The organism is Ruegeria sp. C12, from assembly GCF_056537745.1.
On the sequence record NZ_JBQFSA010000003.1, the window covers coordinates 78,316 to 102,936 of the forward strand.

At 60.1% G+C, this 24,621-nt stretch carries 23 protein-coding genes; 8 read left to right on the forward strand and 15 right to left on the reverse strand.

The window, feature by feature from the left end; genetic code table 11:
- Positions 1-52 precede the first annotated feature (52 nt).
- The 4 genes from fliP to fliF are packed head-to-tail and all read right to left on the reverse strand — an operon-like array spanning position 53 to position 3,243.
- Positions 53-781: a flagellar type III secretion system pore protein FliP gene (gene fliP / locus ACR0C9_RS07785; protein WP_480780734.1), complete on the reverse strand. Its 729-nt coding sequence runs from the start codon at positions 779-781 to the stop codon at positions 53-55.
- A complete protein-coding gene (locus tag ACR0C9_RS07790; RefSeq protein WP_170453587.1) occupies positions 781-1,068 on the reverse strand; it encodes a FliM/FliN family flagellar motor C-terminal domain-containing protein in 288 nt (95 codons plus the stop codon). The genes fliP and ACR0C9_RS07790 overlap by 1 nt, the downstream gene beginning before the upstream one ends.
- On the reverse strand, positions 1,061-1,657 hold the full coding sequence (locus ACR0C9_RS07795) for an ABC transporter ATP-binding protein (protein WP_170453586.1): 597 nt from the start codon (positions 1,655-1,657) through the stop codon (positions 1,061-1,063). The genes ACR0C9_RS07790 and ACR0C9_RS07795 overlap by 8 nt, the downstream gene beginning before the upstream one ends.
- Complete coding sequence (gene fliF / locus ACR0C9_RS07800; protein WP_170623276.1) at positions 1,657-3,243, reverse strand: flagellar basal-body MS-ring/collar protein FliF; 1,587 nt, start codon at positions 3,241-3,243, stop codon at positions 1,657-1,659. Before fliF ends, ACR0C9_RS07795 begins: the two co-directional genes overlap by 1 nt.
- Before the next feature lie 86 nt (positions 3,244-3,329).
- Between fliF and ACR0C9_RS07805 the strand changes: the two genes are divergently transcribed.
- Genes ACR0C9_RS07805 through ACR0C9_RS07825 form a run of 5 tightly spaced genes read left to right on the forward strand, consistent with a single transcriptional unit; the run spans position 3,330 to position 7,985 of the window.
- Entirely contained in the window at positions 3,330-3,860 is a 531-nt protein-coding gene (locus ACR0C9_RS07805) for a flagellar basal body-associated FliL family protein (RefSeq protein WP_480780735.1), read from the forward strand.
- 9 nt (positions 3,861-3,869) lie between these two features.
- Complete coding sequence (locus ACR0C9_RS07810; RefSeq protein ID WP_170623278.1) at positions 3,870-4,355, forward strand: DUF6468 domain-containing protein; 486 nt, start codon at positions 3,870-3,872, stop codon at positions 4,353-4,355.
- Positions 4,355-4,939: a MotE family protein gene (locus ACR0C9_RS07815; protein ID WP_480626560.1), complete on the forward strand. Its 585-nt coding sequence runs from the start codon at positions 4,355-4,357 to the stop codon at positions 4,937-4,939. Before ACR0C9_RS07810 ends, ACR0C9_RS07815 begins: the two co-directional genes overlap by 1 nt.
- Positions 4,940-4,986: 47 nt before the next feature.
- Complete coding sequence (gene motA, locus ACR0C9_RS07820; RefSeq protein WP_170453583.1) at positions 4,987-5,856, forward strand: flagellar motor stator protein MotA; 870 nt, start codon at positions 4,987-4,989, stop codon at positions 5,854-5,856.
- On the forward strand, positions 5,853-7,985 hold the full coding sequence (locus ACR0C9_RS07825) for a hypothetical protein (protein WP_480626559.1): 2,133 nt from the start codon (positions 5,853-5,855) through the stop codon (positions 7,983-7,985). Before motA ends, ACR0C9_RS07825 begins: the two co-directional genes overlap by 4 nt.
- A 144-nt stretch (positions 7,986-8,129) precedes the next feature.
- On the opposite strand, the gene ACR0C9_RS07830 is transcribed toward ACR0C9_RS07825, so the two are convergent.
- The 3 genes from ACR0C9_RS07830 to betB form a co-directional block, all read right to left on the reverse strand.
- On the reverse strand, positions 8,130-9,485 hold the full coding sequence (locus ACR0C9_RS07830) for an MmgE/PrpD family protein (protein ID WP_480780736.1): 1,356 nt from the start codon (positions 9,483-9,485) through the stop codon (positions 8,130-8,132).
- On the reverse strand, positions 9,482-11,923 hold the full coding sequence (locus tag ACR0C9_RS07835; RefSeq protein WP_480780737.1) for a GcvT family protein: 2,442 nt from the start codon (positions 11,921-11,923) through the stop codon (positions 9,482-9,484). Before ACR0C9_RS07835 ends, ACR0C9_RS07830 begins: the two co-directional genes overlap by 4 nt.
- 147 nt (positions 11,924-12,070) lie before the next feature.
- Positions 12,071-13,525, reverse strand: coding sequence for a betaine-aldehyde dehydrogenase (betB, locus tag ACR0C9_RS07840; RefSeq protein ID WP_170623284.1), 1,455 nt, complete (start codon positions 13,523-13,525; stop codon positions 12,071-12,073).
- A gap of 188 nt (positions 13,526-13,713) precedes the next feature.
- Between betB and ACR0C9_RS07845 the strand changes: the two genes are divergently transcribed.
- Positions 13,714-14,043 (forward strand): hypothetical protein, encoded by a 330-nt coding sequence (locus ACR0C9_RS07845; protein WP_170623286.1) that lies wholly within the window; start codon positions 13,714-13,716, stop codon positions 14,041-14,043.
- 3 nt (positions 14,044-14,046) lie between these two features.
- On the opposite strand, the gene ACR0C9_RS07850 is transcribed toward ACR0C9_RS07845, so the two are convergent.
- Both ACR0C9_RS07850 and trhO read right to left on the reverse strand, forming a co-directional pair.
- Positions 14,047-14,559 (reverse strand): potassium channel family protein, encoded by a 513-nt coding sequence (locus ACR0C9_RS07850; RefSeq protein ID WP_170623288.1) that lies wholly within the window; start codon positions 14,557-14,559, stop codon positions 14,047-14,049.
- Between the two features lie 65 nt (positions 14,560-14,624).
- Positions 14,625-15,530: an oxygen-dependent tRNA uridine(34) hydroxylase TrhO gene (trhO, locus tag ACR0C9_RS07855; protein WP_170453576.1), complete on the reverse strand. Its 906-nt coding sequence runs from the start codon at positions 15,528-15,530 to the stop codon at positions 14,625-14,627.
- Between the two features lie 92 nt (positions 15,531-15,622).
- Here trhO and pncA point away from each other — a divergent pair, with 92 nt between their 5' ends.
- Positions 15,623-16,216: a bifunctional nicotinamidase/pyrazinamidase gene (gene pncA, locus ACR0C9_RS07860; RefSeq protein WP_170453575.1), complete on the forward strand. Its 594-nt coding sequence runs from the start codon at positions 15,623-15,625 to the stop codon at positions 16,214-16,216.
- On the opposite strand, the gene ACR0C9_RS07865 is transcribed toward pncA, so the two are convergent.
- Positions 16,213-16,743, reverse strand: a complete 531-nt coding sequence (locus tag ACR0C9_RS07865; RefSeq protein WP_170453574.1) for a hypothetical protein — start codon at positions 16,741-16,743, stop codon at positions 16,213-16,215. The genes pncA and ACR0C9_RS07865 overlap by 4 nt on opposite strands.
- A 165-nt stretch (positions 16,744-16,908) precedes the next feature.
- On the opposite strand from ACR0C9_RS07865, the gene pncB reads away from it, so the two are divergent.
- The gene (gene pncB / locus ACR0C9_RS07870) at positions 16,909-18,201 is read left to right on the forward strand and encodes a nicotinate phosphoribosyltransferase (RefSeq protein WP_170623290.1); all 1,293 of its coding nucleotides are present in this window, start codon (positions 16,909-16,911) and stop codon (positions 18,199-18,201) included.
- Here the strand turns inward: pncB and ACR0C9_RS07875 are convergent.
- The 5 genes from ACR0C9_RS07875 to ACR0C9_RS07895 form a co-directional block, all read right to left on the reverse strand.
- On the reverse strand, positions 18,198-19,649 hold the full coding sequence (locus ACR0C9_RS07875; protein WP_170623292.1) for an aldehyde dehydrogenase family protein: 1,452 nt from the start codon (positions 19,647-19,649) through the stop codon (positions 18,198-18,200). The genes pncB and ACR0C9_RS07875 overlap by 4 nt on opposite strands.
- A gap of 35 nt (positions 19,650-19,684) precedes the next feature.
- Positions 19,685-21,283 carry a dipeptide ABC transporter ATP-binding protein gene (locus ACR0C9_RS07880; protein WP_170453571.1) on the reverse strand — a complete coding sequence of 533 codons (1,599 nt, stop codon included), beginning with the start codon at positions 21,281-21,283 and terminating at the stop codon, positions 19,685-19,687.
- The gene (locus tag ACR0C9_RS07885; RefSeq protein WP_480780738.1) at positions 21,280-22,095 is read right to left on the reverse strand and encodes an ABC transporter permease; all 816 of its coding nucleotides are present in this window, start codon (positions 22,093-22,095) and stop codon (positions 21,280-21,282) included. Before ACR0C9_RS07885 ends, ACR0C9_RS07880 begins: the two co-directional genes overlap by 4 nt.
- On the reverse strand, positions 22,092-23,039 hold the full coding sequence (locus ACR0C9_RS07890) for an ABC transporter permease (RefSeq protein WP_480780739.1): 948 nt from the start codon (positions 23,037-23,039) through the stop codon (positions 22,092-22,094). The genes ACR0C9_RS07885 and ACR0C9_RS07890 overlap by 4 nt, the downstream gene beginning before the upstream one ends.
- Before the next feature lie 69 nt (positions 23,040-23,108).
- The gene (locus tag ACR0C9_RS07895) at positions 23,109-24,596 is read right to left on the reverse strand and encodes an ABC transporter substrate-binding protein (protein WP_480780740.1); all 1,488 of its coding nucleotides are present in this window, start codon (positions 24,594-24,596) and stop codon (positions 23,109-23,111) included.
- Positions 24,597-24,621 lie beyond the last annotated feature (25 nt).

Below are 24,621 nucleotides of genomic sequence, written 5' to 3' on the forward strand. Positions count from 1 at the left end.
GTTCAGACAAGCGCTTTGAAGCCGTGATTGACTGTCTGAAAGAGGGGCAGCCCTAAGGCAAGTAACTGCGCACCAACGCACTGGCGATCAGGGCCCAGCCATCGGCGATGACGAAAAACGCCAGCTTGAAGGGCAAAGACACAATTGCAGGCGGCACCATCATCATGCCCATCGACATCAGCACCGCCGCGACCACCAGATCGATGATCAGAAACGGCAAGAAGATCAGAAACCCGATCTGAAACGCGCGCGCGATCTCGGACAACATGAAAGACGGCATCAGAACGGACAGCGGGGCATCTGGCGACAGTTCCATCGCCTCCCCCCCCGGGCGCAGTGCGGCCATGGCCTGAAACGTATCGCCATCCAACCGCGCAGCCATAAAGGCGCGAAACGGCTGCAGCGCGCGCTCCAGCGCTGGTTCCACCTCCATCGTTTCGTCGATCATCGGGCGGATTCCGGTCGTCCAGGCCTCTGTAAAGACCGGGTCCATGATGAAATAGGTCAGAAACAGTGCCAGGCTGACGATCAGCATATTCGGCGGCGATTGCTGCAGCCCGATCCCTTGACGCAGGATCGACAGAACCGTGATCAGGAACGGAAAACAGGTGATCATGATCGCCAGCCCCGGCGCGAGGCTGAGGACCGTGATCAGAAGGATCAACTGGATCGTACGCGCCGAGAGTGATCCACCCTCACCCAAAGACAGCGAGACCTCCTGCGCGGCCACAAGCGACGGCATCAGAACCGCCGCCAAGACCAGCCCGATCAGCAGGCGCATCAACCAATCCCGTTTTGCAGATCGGCAATTTCCGTCAGTCGGACCGCCAGTTGACCCGCCCGGTCGCCCTCCATCTCCTCCAGCAGGCCGCGGGCAACCAACTGATCCCCGACATACAGATCCACCGGGTCTTCGATCCTTTTGTCCAACGTCAGCACAGCGTTTTCGCCCATGTTCAGCAAATCCCGGATCAGGGGGCGCGCGCGACCGACGGATACGGTCACTTCGATGGGCACCGCGTCAAAAGGGTTCGGTTTTTCAGAGTTTTGGGTCTGGGGGTCACTCATTTGACAATGCCTCTTTTGCCTCAAAAACATATGCGTCGAAGGCCCGCGTGACCGAGTCCAGCAGCGCGCTGCAATCCACCTCGCTGCGGGCTATGCCGACCTGCAACCGGGCCTGTCCCTGCTCGAGCGCGGGGTCTTCGATCACTTTCGGCCTCGGTGACAGGGTCGCGGGGATCAGGGCGTCCACCTCGGCCATACATCCGACCGGCACGATGACCTGCATCGGCTGCCCGATCTGTTCACGCGCCATCTCGGACAGGTGTTCGACCAGTTGCGCGGCAAAGCCCCGGTCGATCATGTCCGGTAAGACCAGATTGGTCAGGCTCTGGAACATCGGCTCCAGCGACAGCGACATGCGGGTGATCGCCTCGGTATAGGTAAAGGACATATCCTCAAGCGATTTACCCAACTCGGACGAGATTTGCCCCCGGCTTTGTTCCTGCGCCTGCAAGGCGTCTTCCCACCCCGCCCCATAGCCTTGTTCAAAGGCGGCCAGGCGCTGTTCCTCCAGTGCGTCTTCGTCCAGCAGATGAACCTGCCCGCCGTTGGCCTGAACGGTGAAATCTTCAAGAAGATGAGCAATTGTCATCACACGCGCTCCTCACCTTCTTCCAGCCAACTGCGCAGGATTTCGACCGTCTCCTCCTGTTTGTCGCCAATCATCGCGCGCAACCGGTCAACCGGATCCTGCGACGGGGCCACACCAAGCGCGGGCACTTCGGCCTGCGCGGCCAGCGGCGCGAAGTCCGAACTGCCATCCGGTGCGATTTCGCCGGTCAGCACAGGTGCGCCTTCGGTGACATCCCCGGCGCTTGCGGGCAGCAAGGCCGGTGCCGTCGCGGGTTTCATCAGGATCGGGCGGATGACGAACATGGCCAGAACCAGCGAGACCGCCGCCAATACAGCCATCTGGATCAGCGACATCGCGTCCAGATGAATGGACTGCCACATCGATGCCGACACCAACGTCCCCTGCGGGTCAACCGGCGGCAAATCCAGCGATTTCAGGGTGATCACATCCCCGCGGTCCGCGTCAAATCCAACGGCCGAGGCAACCAGCTCCTCTAATGCATCCAATTCGGTCTGCGGCAAAGGCGCGAAACTTTCGGCCTCACTGGCGTCAACCGTGCGCGTTCCATTGACCAGAACTGCAACGGTCAGACGTTTGATGGCACCCGGCGCTGTGTGAACCTCCAACTCGGTCTCGGAGACTTCGTAATTTATCCGTTCGCGCGTCTGCGTTGCGGTCGAATTCGATTCGTCGCCCCCTGCCCCGTCGCCATCGGGCAGGTTCGAGGCGACCGTCACATCCGCAGATTGGTTGCGGGCGCTGTCCGAACGCTCTTCGACATCGGTACTGATCGCGACGCGTCCTTTGGGATCAAAACGCCGCTCGCGGATCGATTCGGTTTTGGTCACCGTGTCCACGCTGACCTCGACCACAGCGTTGCCGGCCCCAACACGCGCCTCGACCAGACGCAGAACACGCTCGCGCAGCTGTCGGGATTTGTCATCCGCCGTCTCGGCCGCAACCGCAGTGTCCTGCACGCCAATCACGGCCCCGTTCGAATCGACAACCGTTACATTTTCCGGCGCCAGGCCACTGACAGCCGAGGCGACCAGAAACCGGATCGCCTTGGCCTGATCGCCGGTCACATCCGCGCCGGACGGCACCAGATAAACCGAGGCCGTGGGCGCCACGCTGCGCTGAAACGGATTGGCCGATCCATTTGCGATATGCACCCTCGCCTGACTGACATGAGGGCTGCCGACGATCGTCCGGGCAAGCTCGCCTTCTTTCGCGCGCCAATAGGCGGCATCGAACATCTGAGATGTGGTGCCAAACCCGCTGAGGGAATCCAGCAGCTCGTACCCGCGATTGCCGTTCGCGGGCAGGCCTTCGCTGGCCAGCGTCATCCGCAGCTCATCCCGCTGCCCGCCGGGCACATAAATCGATCCGCCCCTGATTTCGTAGGGCACACCGCGCTGATCCAGTGAACGGACGATGTCACCAGCGGCACCGCTTTCCAGCCCCGCATACAGCAAGGTCATCGACGGCGCGGTCGCCAGCCGCGACATGCCAAGGATCCCGAGAAACACCAGCACAACCGCACCGGCAACGATGATTTGTTTTCGCCTGTCCAAACTTGCCCAGACAGTTCCGATCTGCTGCACGCTCACCTCCGACTCGCCGACATTCTGCCCGGCGCATCCCCTGTTTGGACGATTGCCCTTAACAATCGGTTAGTCTCTGAGGGGATATGACGGATTCACAGCAGATGGATGAGGACGTCATGGCCGACGCAACAGCAGAACAGGCGGAAACCCCTGAGAAAAAAGGGAAAAAAGGTTTGATGGTCGGGTTGATTCTGGCCGTGGCCGGGGCGGCAGGCGGCTATTTTCTGACGACAACAGGTCTGTTGCCGATTGGCGGCGGGGCTGAAAAATCGGCAACAGATGGCCAAACGAAAGAGAGCAAGGCCAAACCCCTTGCGGATGTTGGATTCGTCGATTTGCCGCCGGTGATCATTTCTCTGATCGAAGGCCAGTCGCGCCATCTGAAATTTCACGCACAGCTCGAAGTTAACGCTCCGTACATCGCTGATGTGGAAAAAATACAACCGCGAATCATGGATGTGCTGAACGGCTATCTGCGGGCGGTCGAGGTGTCAGATCTGGAAGACCCGCTGGCATTGACGCGGATCCGGGGACATCTGCTGCGGCGGATCGGGATTGTTACGGGCGAAGGCCGGGTGCGCGACGTGCTGGTCATGGAATTTGTACTGAATTAGGAGGCGGGATTGGAGCTTATTGCGGATATTTTGCTGGTTGCGGGCGCTTTGGGCGCGGGTCTGTATTGCTTTGTCCTGTCGCGCAGGTTGCGGCGATTCACCGACCTTGAAAAAGGTGTGGGCGGCGCGGTGGCTGTGTTGTCGTCACAAGCGGATGAGCTGAAAAAGTCCCTCGACAACGCGCGCGCTGCCTCGGATCAGTCGGGCGATGTGTTGAAAGAGCTGACGCAACGCGCAGAAAGCGTGGCACAGCGGTTGGAATTGATGATGGCGTCCATGCATGACGTGATTCCAGCCGAAGAAGAAAAGGTTGAAAAAGCGGGTCCTAAGGCACCAAAGGTCGAGGCTTCAGAATCACCTGAGGCCGCGGATGAGACCACGCCTGAAGAGCAGCCGAACCAAGACTCCGAAGATATGGCGGAGGAGACCACGGCCAAGGCCCCGGAAGGCCTGATGTTCTTTCGGCACGGCCGCAAGATGAATGAGGCCACCTGATGGGCATCCGACGGGCGACCAAAAGACGAGACCGCCCTCGCGCCGGGGTGCTGACGGTGATCTCACTTCTGATGATCGGGTCTGCGGCCATCCGCGTCGGGTTAGAGGCGGGGCCTGCCCTTGCCAAATCTGCCGAGCCTGAACAGGCCAAAGCCACCCAAACCCCAACCGATACGCGCGACGTTCAGGTCGTTCTGACGGAACTGCTGCGCCGCGAAAAGCGGGTGAAACAGCGTGAAGATGTGGTGTTGGACAAGGAAAAGGCGCTCCAGATCGCAAGCGAGGCCATCGAAACCCGCTTGGCGGCGTTGCAGGAGGCTGAAGAGTCTCTGCGTGCGACCCTGGCGGTTGCGGACAAGGCGGCAGAGACCGACCTGACGCAGCTGACGGATGTCTACCAGAACATGAAACCCAAAGACGCAGCCGCCTTGTTCGAAACCATGGACCCGACATTTGCATCCGGATTTCTGTCCCGCATGCCGCCGGAAGTCGCCGCGAACATCCTGGCCGGTCTCAGCCCCGATGCGGCCTATACGGTCAGCGTCGTCATGGCGGGCCGTAACGCCACCGCACCGCAAGAGTAGACGGCCATGCAAACCAAACCTGTCCTGAACACATCTGGGGATCGCAAATGATTGGAATTGTTGGAATTGTCGTCATTTTCGTGATGGTGTTCGGCGGCTATCTGGCCGCCGGGGGCAAGATGACCATCATCCTGAAATCGCTCCCGTTCGAGATGATGATGATCGGCGGTGCGGCGGTTGGGGCCTTTCTGATCAGCAACGATATCGGCGGTGTCAAACACACGATCAAAGACATGGGAAAGGTCTTCAAGGGACCGAAATGGAAGCCCGAAGACTATCGCGATCTTTTGTGCCTGCTGTTCTCGCTGATCCGCATCGCGCGGGCCAATCCGGTCGAGGTTGAACAACATATCGAAGACCCCGAAAACTCCAGCCTGTTTTCCGCCTATCCCAAGATTCAGTCCGACAAAGAAGCCGTCGATCTGATCTGCGACACGATGCGTTCAGCCGCAATGAACTATGACGACCCACATCAGGTCGAGGAGGTGTTGGAAAAACGGATGGAGGCGAATTTCCATCACGCCATGCACTCGAGCCACGCGTTGCAAACCGTCGCGGACGGGCTTCCGGCACTTGGGATTGTTGCTGCCGTTCTGGGTGTGATCAAAACCATGGGCTCGATCGACCAGCCGCCCGAGGTGTTGGGCAAGCTGATCGGCGGGGCGTTGGTGGGGACATTTCTGGGTGTTTTTCTGGCCTACGGGCTGGTCGGCCCCTTCGCGGGTAAGCTCAAGACCGTTGTGGAAGAGGACAACCATTTCTATCAACTCATAAAAGAGGTGCTGGTCGCCAACCTGCACAACCATAACGCGGCCATGTGCATCGAAGTCGGCCGCCAAAACACCCCTACGCATAACCGCCCCGGTTTTTCCGAACTTGAAGAGGCGTTGAAAGAGCTCAAGCAGGCGGCGGCATGACCCGACTTTTAAAGCTGATTGCTGCCCTGATCGCGCTTGCGTCACCTGCATTCGCGCAAGAGGTGACGGTTCGGTCGGGTGAACACGCGGGCTTCACACGACTGGTGTTCAACGTGCCGCCCGACACGGGTTGGGTTTTGACCCATCGCAAGAACGGGGCGCGATTGTCGGTCGATCTGGAGGCTGCGACCTTCCAAACCAACGCGGTCTTTGGACGGTTGACCACAAATCGTCTGGCCGCAGTGTCGCAAAAGAAACCCGGGGACGGGCTGGATCTGGAATTCGGCTGCGACTGTGTTGCCTCGGCTTTCCTGTATCGGAAGTCGATGATTGTTCTGGACATCGCGCCGGGTACAGCGTTGCCTTCTTTGTTGGCCGATATCCCCCCGCCCCGGCCTGAACCACAGAAGAAACGCGCACGTCAAGACCCCGTGACATCGTTCGAATTGCCTTTACTGTCGATGAGCGGTCAAGCGTTCAAAGATCAGTTGTCGACCAGACTATTGCAGGGCGCGGACCGAGAGGTGCTGGACCTGAACCTGGCCGGAATCCGCCCAAGGCGGTCCTCCGATTTACCGGCTTTGCCCATGATCGACGGCTTGCAGTCGAATGTGCAGCTGTCGACCGTTCTGGACGACCTGAATGCCATTCTTGGTGCTGAATTCCCGCAAATCGATGCAAAACCGGCGTGTTTCACGACGGTCGAGCTTGGGTTTGAAACATGGTCGGATTCGCGACCGTTTCAGGAGCAGGTCGCGCAGCTGCGCGCTGGCTTGTTCAAAGAGTTTGATGATCTGGATGAGGACCGGGCAATGGCTTTGGCCAGGCTGTATGCGTTCCATGGTTTCGGTGCTGAGGCGGTTCAAATGCTAAAAATGCTGGCGGATCAAAACTCTGACGCGGACCGTGTCCAGGCAATCGCCCATATCGTGGACAATCGGCCGCTGTCGGCAACATCTCCGTTTCAAGGGCTGCAACGCTGCGACAGCGATGCGGCCCTGTGGGCGGCGTTGGCTGAACAGGAATTGGCGCCGGAGGCAAGGGTTGAGGCGATCGAGCAGGGCTTTGCGCGGCTGCCTGATCACCTGAGACGCAGTCTCGGGCCTCGGTTGTCTTCGATTTTGGTCAACGCAGAAGAATTGGAAGCCGCCCGGCGGATCTTGCGGTCGGTGGACCGGGTTGAGGATGCAACCACCCCGGCACTCTCACACGCCAGGGCAAAAGTCGCCGAAGCCGAAGGCGATATGGCGGCTGAGGAGGAACATCTGTCCCAGGTCATCACCGCACCGGACGCGCCGGATGAGGCCGCATTGGCTCTGGCCCGGCTGGTCGAGAAGCGATGGACCGACCGGGGGGCCGTTTCCCCGCAGGAACTGGAATTGGCGGCGGCTTATGCGACGGAACTCCGCCAGTCAGAGATGGGGCCGATGATGACCAGAACGCATGCGGTTGCTTTGGCACTGACCCAGGAATTCGACGCTGCGTTTGACCTGATCGATACGCTGCCGGACGGTTCTGACGCGCCTGCGGTTTTGGACCGGCATCTGCAATTGCTGGCTGAGCGTGCTGATGACGTCACCTTTTTGCGGCAGGTTTTGACTTTGTCGGGTGATCAAGCCGACGGTGTATCAACGCCGACGGCGATAGCTCTGTCTGAACGGTTGATGGGGCTTGGCTTTAGGTCCCGGGCTTTTGCATTTGCCAACCGGGACCAAGACCGCGCACGACGATCCGAACGGGCGCGGTTGCGGGCGCGGGCAGTGTTACAGAATAACCGCCCACATCAGGCGATGCTGGAGCTTGCGGATGACTCCTCGGACGAGGCCAGTGCTTTGAGGGCCCGCGCGCTGGAGGCCAGCCAAGAATTCGCAAAGGCCGCAGAAGTGTTGAGCGAACTGGGTGATCTACAAGCGGCCAATAGGTATTTCTGGCTCGCGGACCTGCTGGAGAAGACAGACGCGAACGCAGTAGGTAAATACGTAAAGCTGAGCGAAACCACGCAAGCCTTGAGAAACCCGCCCGAGAGGTTGGCGGATAAACCCCTTGCGGATGCGGCCAACCTGTTGAACGACAGCATCGAAGCGCGGCAGCAGATCAGCACGTTATTAAACGCCGTTGAGTCTGAGTGATCCAGTGCCGATCCACGCATCCTTGATCTGAGTGTCGCAGCCTATCGCTTTTTGGGCCTGATCCGTTCGTGACAAGGAACTGGTTCGAACAGCAAGGGGTCAGTATTCAGTGAATAAATTGTGCCCCGAGCAGGCCAACCTGCCTTATCCTCCGAGCGGTGGCTGATACAGCAACTCGGCCAGATCCGCGTAGCGAGAATGTGGATTGGTCCAGCCCAGTATTGCCGTGCGGATTTGCTCGGCGCGGGTTGGGCCGATGACCGGAGCGGCAAATTGCGTGTACTTCTCGATCACCTCTTGCCGCGAGATTGGCGATTCCGGCCCGCCTCGGGCATGGGTGTCTCCGGAGTGCAGAACGCGCCCGTCGGTGGTTTCGATCTCGACATCCGCCCAGCGCCCTTCGGGAAAACGGGCAGAATGCCGATTACGTTCCGTGACCTTTATGCGCGACATGAACCGAGCGACGACCGGGTCAGACAGTCCGGTGCCCGAGATATGTTCGACGCCGATACGGCCATAAATCGCGTGAACAGCCGCCGCAAATGGCAGAGAGTATTGGGCTTGCGACGTTGTTTGCGGGACACCTGCAAACAGGCAGGCCGCCTGATGGAAACTGTTGATCTGCACCGATTTGATCTGATCAGGGGTCAAATCGTGGTCGATCATGACAGCCCTAAGCGCGTCGATAGCAGCATGCGCCCACCGACAAATCGGATAGGGTTTCACATATTGATGCTCGACCTGCCAGAACCTGCCCAAATCGTCCCAATGCGGGGCCGCACTGTCCGCCTCAATCGTGATCGCGGGGGCCCCGGTAAATCCACGCTCGGCCAGAACAGCGGCTGAAACACCGACCATTGCCCCCCAGCCCGAGCCGTCATGCAGCATGGTAGGGTTCGCAATCTCGCGCATCATCTGGCTGCGCGGCCCGTGGTATTCGGCAATGCCCAGCGCCTGCCGCAACTGGTCGTCATCATGCCCGCGCAAACGTGCGGCCATGGCGACCACACCCAAGGCATTCCAGGCGCCGGACGTGTGGTAATCACTGACGCTGTCATGCAGCGAAAGCCCCGCGCGGCCTGCGATTTCGTAACCGGTGATCACCGCAGCCAGGGCCTCGGGGCCCGTTAGATTGGGGCAATGTTCAGCCAAAGCCGCCAGCGCGGGCAGAACCACAACACCGATATGCCCCTTGGTCGGGTTATAGCCGTCATGCCCGTCCAGATTGTCGGTCTGCGTTGCCGCCGCATAAGCCGCGCCCGCCATGCTGACCGAACGGCCATCGAACATCATGCGCGCGCTGAAGGACGGATCGGAACTGGCATACAGCAGCGCTGCGGTGTCGCGCGCGATCACGCCCGCCTCCATCGGTCCCGCGGCGATCAGGATGCCCATCGTGTCCAGCATCATCAGCGCCGCAGCCTCCTGCGCGCTGGTCGGCATGTCGGCAGCCGCCCGCGTCAGCGCAAAATCGGCAACACGGGCGAAGCTGTTGGTCACGCCGCGCCCTCCATCACCGGTTTCACGTCACGCAAACGGTGGCCTGCCGGATCGAACGGGGGGTCTGGCAGGATCTTGGCCTTGTGGGGTTTGCCAAGAATGTAAATCTCGACCGTATCGCCGGGTTTGGCCACCTTAGGGTCGGCATAGCCGATGGCCAGCGATTTTCCGACCGAATAGCCGTATGCGCCCGAGGTCACGCGGCCCACCGGCGTGCCATCCGGGGCAAAGATCGGCTCACCCCCGCTGGCGTCGGCATCTGCGGCGTCAACCTCGAAGTTCGACAGGACCTCACGCGCGGCATTGTCCTTGATGGACAGATACGCGTCTTTGTGCAGGAAGTCCTTGTCCAGTTTGATCAGGCCCGCAAGGCCAACCTCTTGCGGCCAGTATTCCTGAGAATATTCGCGCCCCCAGGAACCATAGCCCTTTTCGATCCGCAGCGACCCCAGCGCGCGGCCGCCAACCGGGCCGCCGCCATGGTCCTTCGCGGCCTCCAAAAGCGCTGAATAGAGCCTGATTTGGTCGGATTCAGCACAATGCAGCTCCCACCCCAGATCGCCCGTAAAGCTGACACGGATCGCCAGGCAGGTAACGCCTGCGACTTCGATGGTTTGCGAGCGCATGAAGCGGAACGCCTCGTTCGACAGGTCCGCGTTGGTCAGGCGTTGCAGGACATCGCGGGATTTCGGACCGGCCACGTTGAATCCGGCGATCCGGTCGGTCGCGACGTCCAGCGTGGTACCGTCGGGCAGGTCGACCATGTTGAAGAAACGCTGGTGATAGCGCTCGGCCATGCCCGAGCCGATCATCATATATTCGTCTTCGGCAACCTTGGTGATGGTGAAATCCCCGGCCACACCACCGCGCACCGAGATCAAAGGGGTCAGGCAGGACCGCCCGACCTCGGTCGGGACACGATTGGCGACCAGACGATCCAGCCAATCATAGGCGCCGGGGCCCTTGATCACGTAATTGGCAAAGTTCGAGATATCGATCACGCCGACCGCGTCCCGCAACATCTGAACTTCACGCCCGACCGGCTCCCACCAGTTCTGGCGGGTGAAGCCGTTGGTTTCGACCGTGCCGGGCTGGTCGGCAAACCACAGCGGATGTTCCCAGCCGCAGTTCAGGCCGAACACGCAGCCCATATCCTTTTGCATCTCATAGGCCGGGCGCACGCGGGCGGGGCGACCGGCGCTGCGTTCCTCGTTCGGGAAGTGGATGGCGAAGCGATGCGAATACTGATCTTCGACCCGCGCCCTGGTGAATTTTTTGTCGGCCCAATCACCAAAGCGGGCCAGATCCCAGGCGAACATGTCGTATTGCGGCTCGCCCTCGATCATCCATTGCGCCGCCAACAGGCCCAGCCCGCCGGATTGCGAAAAGCCTGGGATGATACCGGTGCAGCAGAAATAGTTCTGTAGCTCGGGCACCGGGCCCCAGATCGCGTTGGAATCCGGCGACCAGATCATCGGGCCGTTGATGACGCGTTTGACGCCCGCGGTGGCGGCAACCGGAACACGTTCGGTGGCGCGGATCACGTTTTCCATGATCCGATCCAGATCGTCGGGGAACAGATCATGCGCGAAATCCAGCGGCGTGCCGTTTTCAGCCCAGAACCGCATGTCTTTCTCATAGGCCCCGATCAGCAGGCCGTTGCCTTCCTGACGGAAGTAATACTCGCCATCTCGATCCGCGATCGACGGCAGACGGCGGCCCATATTGGCCACTTCATCGATGGCCTCGGTCACGAAATACTGATGCTCTGTCGGTTGCAGTGGTAATTCGATCCCGGCCAGCGCCGCAACCTCGCGCCCCCAGAGGCCCCCGGCATTGACGACCCATTGCGCGTGGATGTCACCCTTTTCAGTCCGCACGATCCACGAGCCGTCTGACTGTTGTTCAGTCCCTATTACAGGGCAAAACCGCTCAATCGTGGCACCCATGGCCCGTGCGCCTGCGGCATAGGCCATGGTCACACCGGACGGATCGACATTGCCACCATCGGGTTCGTACATGATGCAACGGATATCATCGAACTGCGCCAGCGGGTGCAATTCCTTGGCCTGCTCGCGGCTGATCTCATAGAAGTTCAGGCCGTAGAACCGCGCCTTGGCCTCCTGCAACCGCAACTGATGCTCGCGGTCTTCGGTTTGAGCCAGATAAAGCGAGCCCGGCTGGAACACGCCGCAGCCCTGACCGGTTTCCTTTTCCAGCTCTTTATACAGGTTCATCGTATAGTGCTGGATCCGCGTGACATTGTTGTTGTCATGCAGCCCGTGGATGTTGGCCGCCGCGTGCCAGGTCGAGCCTGACGTCAGTTCATCCCGTTCCAGCAGAACAACGTCAGTCCAACCGAGCTTGGCCAGATGGTAAAGGATTGAACAACCAACAAGGCCCCCTCCGATAACGACGGCCTGTGCGTGGGTTTTCATGGGGTCTCTCCTGTAAAGCGGTCGCGGTCAGAGCGGCACGGTTACAGGTAAGTCAGCCATAGGTTGGAAATGGCATGTGTTCTGTTCCCGACGCGAAATGTCGGGAACAGAACTTATTGGCATGAGCCTATCTCATGCGAAACTCACTTAGTACGGAGCCTCAACGTCGTTCATGGACACGTAGACCGTCTTCATTTCGCTGAAATGGTTGATCGCCAGCTTTGAATTCTCGCGCCCGACACCTGACATTTTTGATCCGCCAAAGGGCGCTTCGACCGGGGCCAGGTTATATGTATTAATGTAGCAGGTCCCCGCCTCGAACCCGGCGACGATGCGGTGGGCGCGGGTCAGGTCATTGGTAAAGACCCCGGCGGCCAGACCAAACTCGGTGTCATTGGCGCGGGCCAGAACCTCGGCCTCGGTGTCGAAATCCAGAACCGACATGACCGGGCCAAAGATCTCCTCGCGCGCGATGGTCATGTCGTCGGTGACGTCGGCGAAAACGGTGGGCTGCATGTAGAACCCGTCGCCCTCGATCCGCTTGCCGCCATAAACCAGACGCGCGCTTTCGGCCTTGCCCTTTTCGACATAGCCTAGCGCGATGTTCATCTGGTTTTCGCTGACCATGGGGCCGAAATTGACCTCTTCGTCCAGCGGGTCGCCGATTTTGGCAGTGGCCAGACGTTCGGACAGGCGGGTCAGGAACGCCTCTTTGATGCCCTTTTGCACAAACACACGGGTGCCGTTGGAACAGACCTGCCCCGAGGAATAGAAGTTGCCCAGAATCGCGCCCGAGACAGCGTTTTCGATATCGGCGTCGTCGAACACGATCATCGGGGATTTGCCGCCCAACTCCATGGTCACGTGCTTCATCCCATCTGCCGCAGCGGCATAGACCTTACGGCCCGTCGGCACCGACCCGGTCAGCGAGACCTTGGCCACGCGCGGATCGGTCACCAGCGAGGCACCCACATCGCCATAGCCCTGCACCACGTTGTAGACCCCCTTGGGCGCGCCCGCTTCGATCAGAATCTCGGCCACTTGCAGCGCCGACAGGGGCGTGGTTTCCGAGGGTTTGAAGATCATCGTATTGCCGCAGGCCAGCGCCGGGGCCCCTTTCCAGCAGGCGATCTGGGTCGGATAGTTCCACGCACCGATGCCAACGCAAACGCCCAGCGCCTCGCGGATGGTGTAGACGAAATCGCCGCCGCCCAACGGGATATGCTCACCGGTCAAAGACGCAGCCAGACCTCCGAAGTATTCCAATGCGTCGGCACCGCTGGTTGCATCGGCCACCAGCGTTTCCTGCAGGGGCTTGCCGGTGTCATGGGTTTCAAGGATCGACAATTCGCGATTGCACTCGCGCATGATATCGGCGGCCCGGCGCAGTACCCGGCCGCGCTCGGTTCCCGACATCGCCGCCCATTCCGCCTGAGCCGTTTTTGCGCTATTTAGAGCCATATTTACAATATCTGGCGTGGCCGAGTGCAGGCGTGCGATGACCTCTCCGGTCGCCGGGTAGATGACGTCAATCGGCGCGCCGTTGGTGTCTTCGACATAGACACCGTTGATGAAATGACTGGCCTTGGGTTGAAACTTCATACCGGGTTCCTCTTGGTCTGATGCGCCAATGCACGGCGCGAGGGGCAGTTTATCCCGGCCTATCGGTTGTTGATTGACCAGTCAATAAAAACCGCACAACGGCAAGATGACGCCTGCGCGCCAAGGGCTACCCTTGAAAATCTTGGTTAATGTTCTATTTATGTTCTACATAGTCAGAGGATCGACCGATGACCCAGAACACGCGAAATTCAGCCCTTGGAGGCTCGAGCAACGACTACCACCTGCTTCCGGTCACGGACCGGCAAATGCGCTATGCCCAAGCGATTGCTGAACGGTCGGCATTGGAAATCCCAGTCGACGTGCAGCGTGACCGAAAAATGCTGTCAGACTGGATATCGGCGCACAAACCCCGTGCGACCTCGCAATTCGACAACTACCCGACCGGCAAACAGGTCGCCTTTGCCGAGCGTATTTCGCGCAGCAAGCGACGCCCGATCCCGTCTGAGTGCTTTCGTGACAAGCGAATGATGTCGCGTTGGATTGATCAGAACAAATAGGCTCTAATTCGGGTCATTTTGACCGTGATTGCGCGCGTAAAGCGCAACCGCAGCAGCAACGAACATTCCCAGCAGAATGTATCCAGTCACCGCTTCGGCCACGGCAAGACCACGGCACAACCCCGTCGGGGACATGTCACCGTATCCGACGGTGGTGAAGGTCACGTAGGAGAAATACAGAATATCCGCCGGACCCTGCGCGCCAATCACGCAGTTGTCGTTGTATCCAAACGCACCATACACAGCGGCGAACAAGAACGGCACGACCTGAATGAACGAAACGCCCATCAGGAACAGCAGCCGACGCGGCGATTTCACCTGTGTCATGTAGTACCAGGATTGCGAAACGATCCAGAGCAGCAGACCGACCGAGGCAATCGAGCCGATGGTATCCCCGGCTGTTGCTTCACTCAGGCGCGACAACCCGAACCAGGCCAGAAAGCTAGCCAGCACCAGCCCCAGCGCGGCCAGAAGGGTGGATTTCCATTCAGCAAGGGTTGTGGGTTCGCGGTGCATGGACACTCCGTCAGGCTGGTCTGCCTGCGATCATCCGGTCTAAGCCGCGGGCCTGCAAGCCGAATTTAATCGGAACCCAAGTGTTCAACACCACGTTTGCGCGCCAGCAGGATCTGCTTTTGCCGTTCGCGAAAGCGCGCCTTGTCGGCCTCTGAAGTCTCATCGATACAGCGATGACAGGTCACGCCGTGTTCGTATTCGGGTCGCTTCATATCTTCGGGCAGGATCGGGCGGCGGCAGCCATGGCACAGCTTATGAGGGCCTTCGACCAGCCCATGCCCCACCGAGACGCGATTGTCGAACACAAAGCATTCACCCTGCCAGGTGCTGTCCTGCTTTGGCATCTCTTCCAAATAGCGCAGGATGCCGCCTTTCAGGTGATAGACATCCTCGACCCCCTGCCCCAGCAGGTAGTTGGTCGATTTCTCGCAGCGGATACCGCCGGTGCAGAACATGGCAACGCGCTTGTTGTGGAAGCGGTCCTTGTTTTCTTCCCACCAGGCGGGAAATTCGCGGAAACTGGCGGTTTCAGGGTCTATAGCGCCCTCAAACGTGCCAATCGCCACCTCGTAATCGTTACGCGTGTCGATCACCACCACATCGTCGGACCGGATCAGGTCGTTCCAGTCCTCCGGCTCGACATAGTTGCCGACGCGCGCGCGCGGATCGACATCTGGCTGGCCCATGGTCACGATCTCTTTTTTCAGGCGCACTTTCATCTTGCCGAATGGCGGATGGTCTGCGGTCGCCTCTTTCCACTCAAGGTCCGCACATCCGGGCAGTGCCTTGATATGCGCCAGCACAGCATCGATCCCGGCGCGCGGGCCTGCGATGGTGCCGTTGATCCCCTCTTGCGCCAGCAGCAAGGTGCCTTTGACCGACTGGGCGCGGCAAAGCTCCAACAGCGGGTCGCGCAGGGCGGCATGATCCGAAAAGCGGGTGAAGTGATAGAGGGCAGCGATCGTATACATGCGCGCGGTCTAAACCCGCGCGCGCAGAGTCGCAAGTGACCGGATTGACGCCCCCCGCGGCACGCCGTACCGATAGATCAAAGGAGACCGCGATGACCCACGCCCTGATCGTAATCGACGTCCAGAACGATTTCTGCCCCGGTGGCGCGCTGGCCGTCGCAGGCGGGGATGAGGTCGTGGCCCCGATCAACGCCATGATGGGTGATTTCGACGCCGTCATCCTGACGCAGGACTGGCATCCGGCGGGTCATTCCAGCTTTGCCAGCTCACACACCGGCAAATCCCCGTTCGAGGTGATCGAAATGCCCTATGGCCCGCAGGTCCTATGGCCCGATCACTGTGTTCAGGGCAGTCAGGGGGCCGAATTTCACCCCGACCTGCGGACCGATGCGGACCTGATCATCCGCAAAGGGTTTCGCAGTGCCATCGACAGCTATTCAGCCTTTTTTGAAAACGATCAGACAACGCCAACGGGCCTGAAAGGGTATCTGGAAACGCGGGGCTTGTCGCGCGTGACTCTGGTTGGGTTGGCCACGGATTTCTGCGTGCATTACTCGGCAGTGGATGCGGCGCGACTGGGTCTGGATGTCACCGTCCGGCTGGATGCCTGCCGGGGCATCGATATGGACGGGTCGATGGCGGCAGCCGAACAGGCGATGCGTCAGGCCGGGGTCAAACTGGTTTAACTCCCGGCACCCGCCGCTTCGAGGAATTTGAACAGCACAAACAGGATTACGGCCAAACCAAGGGCGAAGCCGATCCGCCCCGGAACCGCGCGCCGTTTGGACCGGCTGACCGGGGTTGGCATCGGAGGCTGAACAACAGGCTCGGATCGCATAACGCCCTGCACCGGGCGCGCCCGCTGGACGTGATCCAGAAACTGCATGAAATCGAACTCGCCACTGTATTCGCCCTGAACGCCCTGACTTTTGATACTGGCGAACAGCGCCGACAGGATGCGTTCGCGCTCGGGCTGGTCCGCAGGTGGGTAGACGTCAGGCGCAATTCCACTGTCATGCGCCGCCAGCCCGAAGCCCGCATCCTGAAACATCTTGCGGATCTTGGGCGACGCCCCGCGCAGCGCATCAGACGTCTTAACATCCCGAAACAGCGCAATCACCTGACCCCCGTCCGGACCAGAGGTCGGCGGCGCGTCAGGCGTTTGTTCGTCCAGTGCTTTCCTTACAATATCAAAGTCGTACCGAAGACTCATACACCACTAACAGCCTTATTCTTCCATCCCACACCCTCACTAATCGGTGATAAGACCAAACAATATGCCCGCTTTGTGACGTCAAGCGGGCATTGTCACCAGATCAGCGACTCTTGCCATTCCCCGTGCTGATTGATCTAACAACGGAAATCGCAGGAGTTCCCCATGGTCGATATCGCGACCCGTGTCTACAACCACAAATGGAAGATCGACCCGATTGTTCGGTCTTTGATCGACACAGATTTCTACAAACTGCTGATGTGCCAGTCAGTGTTTCGAAATAAGCCTCAAACAAATGTGGAATTTTCACTGATCAACCGGTCGAATCACGTGCCTTTGGCCAATTTGATCGACGAAGGAGAGTTGCGGGAACAACTGGATCACATCCGTTCGCTCAGCCTCAGCCGTGGGGAAAGTACCTGGCTGCGGGGCAATATGTTCTACGGCAAACGGCAGATGTTCCGGTCAGATTTCATGGAGTGGTTCGAGAACACACGCCTGCCGCCCTATCATCTTGAGCGGAAGGGTGATCAGTATGAGCTGACGTTTGAGGGCAAATGGCACGAGGTCATGTTGTGGGAAATCCCCGCTTTGGCCGTATTGATGGAACTGCGCTCGCGCGCCGTGCTGAACCAGATGCGCCGGTTTGAATTGCAGGTGCTCTACGCTCAGGCCATGACGCGGTTGTGGGAGAAGATCGCGCAGCTTGGCTCGATCGAAGGGCTGGGGATTGCGGATTTCGGGACAAGGCGGCGGCATTCCTTCCTGTGGCAGGATTGGTGCGTTCAGGCGATGATCGAAGGCCTGGGGTCATCCTTCACCGGCACTTCGAATTGCCTGATCGCCATGCGGCGCGAGGTTGAGGCCATTGGCACCAACGCCCACGAACTGCCCATGGTTTATTCCGCGCTGGCCGACACGGATGAGGAATTGGCGCAGGCCCCCTACGATGTCCTCAGCGACTGGCATGATGAGCATGACGGCAATCTGAGGATTATCCTGCCCGACACCTACGGCACCAAAGGGTTTCTGGATCGCGCACCCGATTGGCTGGCCGGCTGGACCGGGATCCGGGTCGACAGCGGCGATCCCGCTGCCGGGGCCGAAGTGGCCATCGACTGGTGGAAATCCCGCGGTGAGGATCCGACGCAAAAGCGGATCATCTTTTCGGACGGATTGGACGTGGACAAGATCAAGGAATTGCACGGCCAGTTTGCGGACCGCGCCAATATCTCCTTCGGTTGGGGCACTCTGCTGACAAATGACTTTCGCGGTCTGGTACCGGGCGACGCGCTTGCGCCGTTTTCACTGGTGTGCAAGGCGATCTCGGCCAACGGGCGACCGACGGTCAAATTGTCGGACAACCCGGAAAAGGCGATGGGACCGGCGGATCAGATCGACCGTTACAAACGGGTGTTTGGGGTTGGCGCGCAGAAGGCAATCGAGGTGATCGTCTAGCCGTGATAGGCCGCAACGGTCTTGAGTTGCGAAAAGCCATAGAGCGCCTCGAACCCTTTTTCGCGACCGTGACCGGATTTACCGACCCCACCAAATGGCAATTCGACGCCGCCCCCGGCACCATAGTTGTTGATAAACACCTGACCCGAGCGCAGACGTTTTGCCAACCGCATCTGCCGCGCGCCATCGCGTGTCCAGATACTGGCGACAAGGCCGTAGTCGGTGCTGTTGGCAATGGTTAGAGCCTCATCTTCCGTGTCGAACGGGATCAGAACCTGAACCGGGCCGAATATCTCATCCTGCGCCAAAACGTGATCGGGGGGCACGTCCGCGAACAGGGTTGGTCGGACATAGGCCCCGGCCGCTGGCGCGTTGGCGGTGATCTGCCCCTGCGCGGCGATGGTCAGATCCCCGCCTTTCGCCAGAAACCCCGAGACGATGGTCTTTTGCCGGTCCGAGATCAGCGGGCCGACCCGAAGGTCATCCATAGCGCGACCGACATTCAATTGATCATAGGCCTCGGCCATACGCGCCCTGACCTGATCATAGACACCACGCTGCACCAGAATGCGGGACGAGGCCGAACAGGTCTGCCCGGCGTTCTGAATGCCTGCATTGACCAGAAACGGCAGGGCCGCGTCCAGATCGGCATCATCAAAGACCAGTTGCGGTGATTTCCCGCCCAGTTCCAGCGTCACGGGGATCACATTTCGCCCCGCCGCCTGCTGCACCAAAGCACCCGTCGCAACCGAGCCCGTGAACGAGATATGGTCAACGCCCGGATGCCCGGATAGCGCGGCCCCAGCCTCGGCCCCCAATCCGGGCACAACATTCAGCGCCCCGGCAGGCAGCCCGGCCTCGGTCGCCAGATGGGCAAAGGCCAGTGCGGTCAGGCAGGCCTCTTCCGCCGGTTTCAGGACACAGGCATTGCCCATGGCCAGCGCCGCCCCGACCGAGCGGCCTATGATTTGCATCGGATAGTTCCAGGGCACGATATGACCCGTCACGCCATGCGGTTCGCGCAGAGTGTAAACCGTGTAGCCGTCCAGATACGGGATCGTCTCGCCCATCACCTTATCCGCTGCACCGCCATAAAACTCGCAATAGCGCGCCAGGGCGACAGCATCCGCCCGCGCCTGAGTCAGCGGTTTACCAACATCCATCGCCTCCAAGGCAGCCAGATCCTCGACCCGTTCCTGAACCAACCGCCCCAGGCGGCTCAGGATGCGCCCCCGCTCGAACGCGGGCATTTGGCCCCAGTCGCCGTCCAATGCAGATCGGGCCGCCGTGACTGCCGCATCCATATCTGCGGCACCGCCCCGCGCGATGCGGCAAATCTCCGATCCATCGGACGGGTTGACCAAGGGCAGCGATTGTCCCCCGTCCGGCGACTGCCATATACCTCCGATCAGACAGAGGCTGGGATCAAACCAAATCGGGTCGGTCATCGAAAGCTCCTATTTCGGCTCTAATACGGGAAAACTCATGCGGCACCCTTCCCGATCTCAGGCAATTGCGGCGCGGCCGAGATCAGTTTTTGGGTGTAGGGATGGCGCGGGTGGGTGAAGACCTGCTCGGTCTCGCCCTGTTCAACGATCTTCCCGGCCTGCATGACCATCACCCTGTCCGTAATTGTGCGCACGACGCTCAGGTCGTGACTGATGAACAGGTAGGTCAAATCATAGGCCGAGCAAAGTTCGGCCAGCAGGTCCAGAATCTGCGCCCGGACCGAAACGTCCAAGGCCGAAACCGCCTCATCAAACAGGATCAGTTCTGGGCGGATGATCAGTGCACGGGCGATGGCAACCCGCTGCCGCTGCCCACCCGAGAATTCGTGGATGTACTTGTCGGCGTCCTCAGGACGCAGCCCCACGGCGGTCAGCATTTCGGCAATCCGATCCTGCCGCTCTGCCCCTTTGGGAGGGGTTTCGAGCAGGTGAAAAGGTTCCGTAATCAGCCGCGCAACGCGGTGGCGCGGGTTGAAACTGCCATAGGGGTCCTGAAACACCACCTGCATCTTGCGGCGCACCGCCGGGTTGGGTTTGTGGCCTGAAAAAACCGGCTGACCGTCCAGCCGGATGTCACCGGATTGAACCTCTTCCAACCCCAAAATAGCCCGTGTTAGGGTCGATTTCCCGCATCCGGACTCTCCGACCAGCCCCAGTCGCTCGCCCCGGTTGAGGGTGAAGCTGACGCCATCCACAGCGCGGGTATGGCCCGGCGCGTCGAACAGGCCTTTGCGGGGCAGGCGATAGTCGCGGATCACCTGCGTGACCTCCAGCAGCGGCTGCGGCTGCTGGGCGTCGGGCAGTGTCACCTGATGGTTCGACGCCTCGAACAGCATCCGCGTATACGGGTGCTGCATATTGCGCAGCAGATGATCCGTCGCACCGCTTTCGACCACCGCGCCATGGCGCATGACCACGATCTGATCCGCCATATCGGCGACAACGGCCAGATCATGGGTGATCATCAGCAGGCCCATACCGTATTCGGTCACCAACCCCTTGAGCAGCTCCAGAATTTGGGCCTGAGTGGTCACATCCAGCGCCGTTGTCGGCTCATCCGCGATCAGCAGTTTGGGACGCAGGGCTATGGCCATGGCGATCACCACACGCTGACGCTGCCCGCCCGACAACTCGTGCGGGTAGCGGGACAAGGGGAAGCGATCCGGCGGCAGGCCGACGCGCGTCAGCACTTCCTCCGCCCGCTCCCGCGCTTGCGCGGGGGGCATCGCTTTGTGGATCAGAATGGTCTCCATCACCTGATCACCAATGGTCTTGACCGGGTTCAGCGCGGTCATCGGTTCCTGAAACACCATCCCGATCGAGGCGCCGCGCAAGGCACACATCTCGGCCTCGGGCCGGTTCAGGATTTCCTGCCCGTCCAGTAGGATAGAACCGTCACCGTCCGCCCCGTTTGGCAACAACTGCATCACGGCCAGCGCCGTCATCGACTTGCCCGAGCCGCTTTCCCCAGTCACCGCCACAATCTGACCGGGCGCAATCATCAGGCCGACCTGTTTCAGAATCTCGACCCCGTGGATACCAAGGGACAGGTTTTCGATCCGTAACAAACTCATGCCCGCGCCACCCGGATTCTGGGGTCCAGCCAGTCCCGCAGCCCGTCCCCCAGCAGGTTCAGCCCCAGCACGGTGACGATGATCGCGAGGCCCGGAATCAGAGCCAAATGCGGGGCGAAACTGACCATTGTCTGCGCGTCGGCCAGCATCCGACCCCAGCTTGGCGTCGGTGGTTGAGCGCCCAGACCGACGTAACTCAGCCCAGCTTCGGCCAGAATGCCAAGGCTGAACTGAATCGTGCCCTGCACGATCAGCAGATTGGCGACGTTAGGCAGGATATGCTCCACCGATATCCGCGCCGCGCCCTTGCCCGAGACACGGGCGGCGAGGATGAACTCGCGCTCCCACAGCGACAGCGCGGCCCCTCGGGTGATGCGCGCGAAAACCGGGATGTTGAAGATGCCGATGGCGATGATCGCGTTGATGGCTCCGGCCCCGAAAACGGCCGTGATCAGGATTGCTATGACGAGCGAGGGGAAGGCAAAGACCAGATCATTGCTGCGCATAATGACCTCATCCAGCCACGACCCTTTGCGTGCCGCCGCTGTCAGACCCAGCGGCACGCCCAAGCCGATGCCAATCCCAACTGCGACCAGTGCCACCGCAATCGACGTCCGCGCGCCGACCATGATCATCGAGAACATGTCGCGCCCGAAATGATCGGTGCCGAACCAGTGCTGCGCGCTGGGCGGCTGCAATTTCTGCGGAATGTTCAGAGCCGCAAAATCATACGGCGTCCAGACAAAAGACACCAACGCCGCCAGCAGGACCAGCAAGGACAGCGCCGCGCCAAGGATCAGGTTGCGGCTCATGTCCGGCTCCTTAGCCTTGGGTCAACGGCGGCATAGGCCAGATCGACCAGAAAGTTCACGGTGATGACGGCGAAGACCAGCAGCATGACCACCGATTCCACCACGATCAGGTCACGGGCCGAGATTGCCTGGAACACCAGCCGCCCGAGGCCGGGCAGGTAGAAGACCTGTTCGATGATGATCGACCCGGCCAGCAGGAACGAGAACTGAAGGCCAATAATGGTCAGCACCGGGATCAGCGCATTTCGAACCCCATGACGCCACAGCGCCTGACGGCGGGACAGACCTTTGGCGCGGGCGGTGCGCATGAAATCCTCGCCCAGAATGTCCAGCAAGGACGACCGCATCACACGCGCCAGAATGGCCGCCTGCGGCAGGGCCAGGGCAATCGCGGGCAGGGTCAGGGAATGCATACCGGTCCAGAACCCTTTGTCCCAGCCTGCAAACCCGCCCGCATTGAACCAGCGCAGGTTGATGGCAAAGATCAGGACCAGCATCATCGCGAACCAGAAGTTCGGCACGGCGATGCCCAGTTGCGTGGCTCCCATCACCGTCAGATCGCCGGGTTTGCCCCGGCGCGCGGCAGCGTAGATGCCTGCCGGAAAGGCGATCAGGGTCGACAGGGTCAGCGCATACAAAGCCAGTGGCAAGGAGACCCAAAGCCGATCCGCAATCATCTGCGAGACCGGCGTGCGGTAGGTGTAAGAGGTGCCGAAATCCCCCACCAGCATCCCACCGACCCAGCTGAAATACCGCTGTACTTTGGACCCGTCCAAGCCCAACTCGGCCCGCAGCGCAGCCAGCGTATCGTCTTGCGCGTTCACACCCAGCATGAACGAGGCCGGATCGCCCGGCGCGATCTCGATCACGGCAAAGATCACCACCGAGGCGACAGCAAGGCTGATCATCAAAGAGATCAGTCGTTTGAGAGCGTATCCGAGCATTTCCGGTCTGTATTAAGGTCATATGTCTGGCAGGCCGATACGATGAGCCTGCCAGTCAGAAACACCAGTTTACTCGGCCCAACTGATCGCCGTCAGATCAATCGCCGCCGTGGGCGCGTTCTGCCACAGCCCCTGCACGCCAGCCTTGGCCACGCCCAGTTTGGCCAGTTGGAACAGGTATCCGTTGACATAGTCGCTGGCGATCAGGCGTTGTGCCTCGCCCATCAACCGGGTGCGTTCGTCCGGGTCGGTTGTGGTGTTCAGCAGATCCATCAGCGCCTGAAAATCGGTGCTGTCATATTGGAAATAATAGTCAGGCCGCGCATAGATACCGATATCCATCGGCTCGGTATGGCTGACGATGGTCAGGCCGAAATCCTTGCCTTTGAACACCGATTCCAGCCATTGCGCCCATTCGACATTGATGATCTCGGCGGTAATCCCAACCTCGGCCAGTTGTGCTGCGATGATCTCTCCACCCCGACGGGCGTATGACGGAGGCGGCAGGTGCAAAGTGGTCTCGAACCCCTCCGCATATCCGGCCTCGGCCAGCATCGCTTTGGCCTTTTCCGGGTCATAGGCCGACTGACCCGTCAGATCGACATAGGCCGGGTGATGTGGCGCGAAATGAGTACCGATGGGCGTGCCATAGCCAAACATCGCCCCGTCGATGATGGCCTGACGGTCAATTGCATGGGCCAGCGCCTGTCGGACAAGAATATCGTCAAACGGCGCCTGCTTGTTGTTGGTGGACAGGATCGTTTCCCCCTCGGTCGAGCCGACAAGGACCTGAAAGCGCGGATCAGCCTCGAACTGAGGCAGATTCTCGGGCGCGGGGAAATTGTCGAACACATCCACATCCTCGGCCATCATGGCGGCAAAGGCAGCGGTCGGGTCCGAGATGAACTTGAAGGTAGCAGTCTCCAACGCGGGCTGATCGCCCCAATAATCGGGATTGCGGTTCAGTGTGATACTGTCGCCCTGCACCCATTCGCCAAAGGTAAAGGCTCCGGTGCCGACGGGGTTGGTCTTGATGTCCTCGATGCTTTCGGATGCGACGATCACCGCATCGCCCCAGGCCATGTTGAACAGGAAATTGCCGTTTGGCTCGGACAGCGTGACCTTGACGGTGAGCGGGTCCACGGCTTCGACGCTTTCGATCCCGGCAAATAGGGCTTTCTGCGCGTTGGCGCTGTCATCGGCATTGGCGCGGTCCAGACTGAACTTGACGTCTTCGGCATCCATCGTGCTGCCGTCATGGAAGGTCACACCCTCACGCAGCTTGAACGTATAGACCGTACCGTCATCCGAGATTTCCCAGCTTTCCGCCAGCCCCGGCACGACCGAGCCGTCACCCATGAACCGGGTCAGCCCTTCGAAGATATTGGTGTAAACCACCGAATCGATTGCCTGCGCAGCAGCACTGGTTGGATCCAGATGCGGCGGTTCCAACTGCATCGCAATCGTAATGTCGGACTTGGCCATCGCGCCCGTTGCCAGCAATCCGGCGCTCAGCGCAAGCACCGAGCCAAAGGTTCGAAACACCTGCTTTGTCATGAAAATCTCTCCCCGTTGAAGTCAA